At 38.9% G+C, this 4,407-nt stretch carries 9 protein-coding genes; 1 reads left to right on the top strand and 8 read right to left on the bottom strand.

The window, feature by feature from the left end; genetic code table 11:
- The 4 genes from BHE89_RS10445 to BHE89_RS10435 all read right to left on the bottom strand — a co-directional run.
- The coding region (locus tag BHE89_RS10445) for a lysis protein (protein ID WP_141008285.1) at window positions 1–452 on the bottom strand (452 nt) is incomplete at its 3' end.
- A 2-nt stretch (window positions 453–454) separates the two neighbouring features.
- The gene (locus tag BHE89_RS23775; RefSeq protein ID WP_006533932.1) at window positions 455–613 is read right to left on the bottom strand and encodes a hypothetical protein; all 159 of its coding nucleotides are present in this window, start codon (window positions 611–613) and stop codon (window positions 455–457) included.
- Window positions 595–1,065, bottom strand: coding sequence for a lysozyme (locus BHE89_RS10440; protein ID WP_069367017.1), 471 nt, complete (start codon window positions 1,063–1,065; stop codon window positions 595–597). The genes BHE89_RS23775 and BHE89_RS10440 overlap by 19 nt, the downstream gene beginning before the upstream one ends.
- Complete coding sequence (locus tag BHE89_RS10435; protein WP_069367018.1) at window positions 1,065–1,334, bottom strand: phage holin family protein; 270 nt, start codon at window positions 1,332–1,334, stop codon at window positions 1,065–1,067. Before BHE89_RS10435 ends, BHE89_RS10440 begins: the two co-directional genes overlap by 1 nt.
- Window positions 1,335–1,474: 140 nt before the next feature.
- On the opposite strand from BHE89_RS10435, the gene BHE89_RS10430 reads away from it, so the two are divergent.
- A complete protein-coding gene (locus BHE89_RS10430) occupies window positions 1,475–1,798 on the top strand; it encodes a hypothetical protein (RefSeq protein ID WP_069367019.1) in 324 nt (107 codons plus the stop codon).
- 15 nt (window positions 1,799–1,813) lie between these two features.
- On the opposite strand, the gene BHE89_RS10425 is transcribed toward BHE89_RS10430, so the two are convergent.
- From BHE89_RS10425 to BHE89_RS10410, 4 genes are all read right to left on the bottom strand, one after another.
- A complete protein-coding gene (locus BHE89_RS10425; RefSeq protein ID WP_069367020.1) occupies window positions 1,814–2,032 on the bottom strand; it encodes a hypothetical protein in 219 nt (72 codons plus the stop codon).
- Between the two features lie 50 nt (window positions 2,033–2,082).
- Entirely contained in the window at window positions 2,083–2,319 is a 237-nt protein-coding gene (locus BHE89_RS10420) for a hypothetical protein (protein WP_069367021.1), read from the bottom strand.
- A 470-nt stretch (window positions 2,320–2,789) separates the two neighbouring features.
- Window positions 2,790–3,470, bottom strand: coding sequence for a bacteriophage antitermination protein Q (locus tag BHE89_RS10415; RefSeq protein ID WP_069367022.1), 681 nt, complete (start codon window positions 3,468–3,470; stop codon window positions 2,790–2,792).
- Window positions 3,471–3,497: 27 nt separating this feature from the next.
- Window positions 3,498–4,307 (bottom strand): DUF968 domain-containing protein, encoded by an 810-nt coding sequence (locus tag BHE89_RS10410; protein ID WP_286146065.1) that lies wholly within the window; start codon window positions 4,305–4,307, stop codon window positions 3,498–3,500.
- Window positions 4,308–4,407 lie beyond the last annotated feature (100 nt).

The following is a 4,407-nucleotide window of genomic DNA, read 5'->3' as shown; positions in this document are numbered from 1 at the left end:
TGCAACCCTTTAATCACTTGCTCTGACTCTGCAATTCGCTCTCTGAGTAACCAATAATTTCTGATAGCGGTGTCAGTAGGTCGGGCGGTGGTTGCATCATCCAAGCGGGAGGTGGAATTGGTGGAGATTTTTGAACACTCGGCTTTGACGTACACCCGCTTAGAGCCATTGCGAATATCATCACGCAACCCATCAATTTCATTCTTTGCACTAGCTAACTCCTGAGTGTATTTAATATCGAGTTGATTTAGTCGCTCTATGCGCACTTGATAGTCAGCATTGATGGCCTTTTGTTCTTCGAGCGTATTAGTAAGTTCTTTGTTGTTTTTTGTCAGCGTGTTAATTTTTTCAGCTTGTGTATTAATTCTTTTCGCTTGTGCATTAATCAGCACGCAACCACCAGCAACAATCCCCACTATCACAATGACAATGTAAAGTTTCCAATGCTTCATAATTAGTACCGATGATGTGAGAGAGCTATCTGACAGCGTTTTTCTAAACTGGCTTTGTCGTTAACACATGAATTATCAATTGAGAGATAAATGCCACCAGCGACTGTGATAAGTAATGCGAGGATAAAGCTAATAACGATAATTAAAGGTTTCCATGACATAGTGCTGACTCCGCATCTCTACGACTGACTAACCCTCGCCAAACCTTTCCACCCGCATAAACCCAGCGTTTCATTTCTTCACATGCACCATACTGATCGCCAGCATTTAATTTCTTGAGCAATGTAGAACGTGCAAAGGCTGTGGTACCGACATTAAAAGCAAAGGAATATAGAGAAGCTTTTGTTTTATCATCTACTGGCACTTTAACCAGGACATCAACTTGTTGTTGAGTTCTGATAAAGTCTTTCTGCAGTAACTCATCACACTCTTGCTGTGTGTATGTCTTACCTTGAATAATGTCACTCCCTGTGTGTCCATAACAAACAGTCAGAACACCAGCAACATCACGGTATGGTTCGTAGCGTACTCCCTCAAAATGACCAATCACGGTTATCGCAATACTTACCGCACCAGCACTCGCAACTGCTGCTACCTTCTGTTTTAGATTCATTAAATGTCCTTTTTAGCTTTAGTCAGCATTTCGCCAACTATCTTTTCTATGTCTTGCGGATCGCTAGAACAATTTCGATGAACTAATTCAGCAAATAACGCTGTTCGTTTTCGTTGTTCTCGCCATGTCATCAGATAAGTTGCTAATCCAAGGAGCATGCTGAATCCCATCCCTATTACAAATCCCCATTCATAAAGTGAGAGACTTGCAAAAAAGGCAGTTAAGCCAGCAGTTCCGTAGGTAGCATTGGTCAATTTTTCCATGCGCATATACACCCCTACGGAGTGTCCGTTGATGATTAATGTGAGTGAGTTAAACGTGAAAATATGAAACTTAAGTTAAACTGATAGATCAGCCCAATGTTATGAACCGAAGGAATGGCTGACTTACTTCGGCGTGAGGAAATGAAATGTCAGAAAATAATAATGAGAAATTAAATCAACATAGTAATTACGATAGTAAAATCAGTGAAATATGGGAATCAATGAGCATGCTAAATGATTCAATTAAAGGCTTAATGAAAACAAACCACGAATTACAGATAAGAGATACCGTTCATACAATCTTATTCAAAGCTTTGTTTAAAAAATTACTAAACGAGAATGATAAGAAACAAATATATGAAGTGCTGTTTAAATGCTTAGATCGTAATTCGATCGAGAAGGAGGAGGTTCTCATTAAAGAGCGTTCTATAAATTATCTGAATACTCTATTTGATGCAGAAAATAAGTAACAAAAGTTTTATATGCTATAACCGTTTTTTAAAAGCCTCAATCTCCATTAACTCATTGGCTAGCTTTTGATTGAGCATAGAGCTACTTTTAACACTTGAAATCAATTTATCTAATTCACAGCTCGTTAATTGCATACTAGCGAGCTGTTTTTGTAACTCTGCTATTTGATGCCCTTGCTGTACCACTTGTGCTGACAATGTATTAACTAACACTTCTAAATTTTGATTACTCATAACTACCTCTCTTATACGAAAAAACCATGCTGAGCGATTTGTTGATAACCTTATTTACCTCTAGAAATAACCCGAACAGTATCGCCTGTTACTGTCGTAATATAGGCGCAATCTGTTCGCTTAATATCAAATGATGGAATAGCGTCTTTCTTTGTATGCTCAACCCGCGCCACGATATCTTTATTTTCTGATTCAGGATAAAACTCTAAGCGGTACATATCCCCTAAGCAGTGGACTTCTTCCACTTTACGTCCTTCACGTTCAGTAATTAATTTAAGTGCGTACATAATTTCGTTCCTTATTTTAGATAATAAAAAAAGACCGCCTAGGCGATCTTCAAAATGAGTTGTTCGAAATAACCGAACATGTGAAATAGCGTTATCGGAATTCCGACATCGGAACAATATCAATAACTTAAACTATGCTACCCTCATCAATGAAGGTAACACCCTCGAATTCGGGGGAATTAAAACGAAACGGGATTAATTGTTAATTTCTTCGGCATTTGTTTGGCGACAGACCGATGAAAAAACAATTAACCCCGCCCTAAAAGCACAGATGACGAACGTGCTTTGTTATTCTTTCTTGATAGATAGCAATAGCTAGGGACACCAGATATCCGTCGACCAAAACATCATCTGGTGTCCCTAATCACACAACTCTCCAAAAATGAAGAGTGTGATAGATAACAAAAAACCCCGCAAAGGCGAGGTTATAAACAATTTTGGCAACATACCAAATTAGACTTAAATATGGCCTATTTTGTTGACTTTTGCAAGTTGTCGTGATTATTTTTATTAATCTGCTCGATTCTAACTCGCCTCATGGAAAGTAATGCCAATTTATCTAGTTCATAACATACATGAAGTAGACAATCCCAATATACTTGATAGTTTTTGTTCCAATTATCACGCTTAACACCCACCAACCTGGACAGATCTGTTTGTGAATAATTACGGCCAGTACAAGTCTGAACCGATAGCCAGACTAATAATCTTAGTCGCTCTTTAACCTTTTTAGTTATCTTTTTACCGTTATGCTGTTTTTCAAATTCAGACCATACATGAACACTGATATTAACTTGATGCTCAAATTTCAAACTATATCCATAACAATACATTATCCATGAGTGTTGTTCTTCACTTAATGCATTAATAGCCCTACGCCAAGAGCATAATAAAAAATCCACAGGATCTATCATCGGCTTTGGAGTTCGACGACAGCGAGTTTCTAATACATAGATTGGATCAGTATCACGACAAACAAAACGGCCGTTTAATTTTAAATCTCGCATTCTAACTCTCGGTGTTGCTCTCGTGTCTGTTAACCCAAAATCTTCAAATGCTTCTAACTGACCTTTTGTTGAAGCTCTTAAGTTTGATGTAGCTATCGATGCCATATCACTTAAATATTCCAAGTCATGCGCATAAATTGGCATATTTCCTCCACTCGTGCCGTACACACGTTAAATAAATGCACCGATGCCTAATGAACGGTTTAAAAAATGAAATAACAATTCGATTTGATTGCCGTGAGTGGCTTCCCATTGCTTTGGGTCGCGATGTAACTCGTCATGATGAATACGACATAATGGAATGGTGAATAAGTCGTGAGCTTTAGTACCCATGCCTCCCATACCATGACCTATGATGTGGTGCGGATCATCAGCCTGTTGCCCACACACGCAACACGGTTGAGTTTTCACCCATTGGAGCCAGTTGATATTTTCCCAACGTTGCATTTTAGGTTTAAGGAGAAATGACGCTGGTGGCTCTGGTTCAATATCAACTTTAATAACCGGCTTTATCGCATCTAAACGCTCATTCATTGCTGATAGCGCTGTCACGTTACTTGGAATAATGTCAGACTCAGGGAAACCACCATGAACCTTGCGTTCTTCTTGTTTATCTGACCAATTTAAAATCTGACGCAATATCGCTTCTGGTAATTCATCGATAACGTTATGCATAACAGCAAACGTGAAAAAATCAGGTATTGTCAGCTGGTGGTCACTATCTAATCTCAAACGACTACGAATAGTATCTAACATCCAATTGATACGGTTTTCATGAGCCATCTCAGCAATCCAACCCGCCGATGAATGCCGAATATGGTTATCATGATGCCAGCAAGTGCGGATCACGCCAGCCTCGTGAAAGGTCGTCACTAACTCATGGTGATGATAATTGTCTTCATCGTTATCAATCTGACAGCATTTGATATTACTAATAACCCACGAATCCATCGGTGCAACCTTATCTATGGCGTGGATCACTTTTTTTGCTATTAAGAAATTGAATGATGTGCTTATTGTTTAAAATTGGCTGTTCATCGCCAGTTAAAGCTCCTGAGGGCAACACATCTAAACTCTGTGG

The sequence above is a fragment of the Shigella sp. FC1967 genome, assembly GCF_001743005.1.
GTDB lineage: Bacteria > Pseudomonadota > Gammaproteobacteria > Enterobacterales > Enterobacteriaceae > Proteus.
This window is presented reverse-complemented; position numbering and strand designations above follow the sequence as displayed.

What these genes read in the sequence shown, in the direction of transcription:
- BHE89_RS23775 (WP_006533932.1), bottom strand. Translation starts at nt 613, where the DNA reads ATGTCATGGAAACCTTTAATTATCGTTATTAGCTTTATCCTCGCATTA.
- BHE89_RS10440 (WP_069367017.1), bottom strand. Translation starts at nt 1,065, where the DNA reads ATGAATCTAAAACAGAAGGTAGCAGCAGTTGCGAGTGCTGGTGCGGTA.
- BHE89_RS10435 (WP_069367018.1), bottom strand. Translation starts at nt 1,334, where the DNA reads ATGCGCATGGAAAAATTGACCAATGCTACCTACGGAACTGCTGGCTTA.
- BHE89_RS10430 (WP_069367019.1), top strand. Translation starts at nt 1,475, where the DNA reads ATGTCAGAAAATAATAATGAGAAATTAAATCAACATAGTAATTACGAT.
- BHE89_RS10425 (WP_069367020.1), bottom strand. Translation starts at nt 2,032, where the DNA reads ATGAGTAATCAAAATTTAGAAGTGTTAGTTAATACATTGTCAGCACAA.
- BHE89_RS10420 (WP_069367021.1), bottom strand. Translation starts at nt 2,319, where the DNA reads ATGTACGCACTTAAATTAATTACTGAACGTGAAGGACGTAAAGTGGAA.
- BHE89_RS10415 (WP_069367022.1), bottom strand. Translation starts at nt 3,470, where the DNA reads ATGCCAATTTATGCGCATGACTTGGAATATTTAAGTGATATGGCATCG.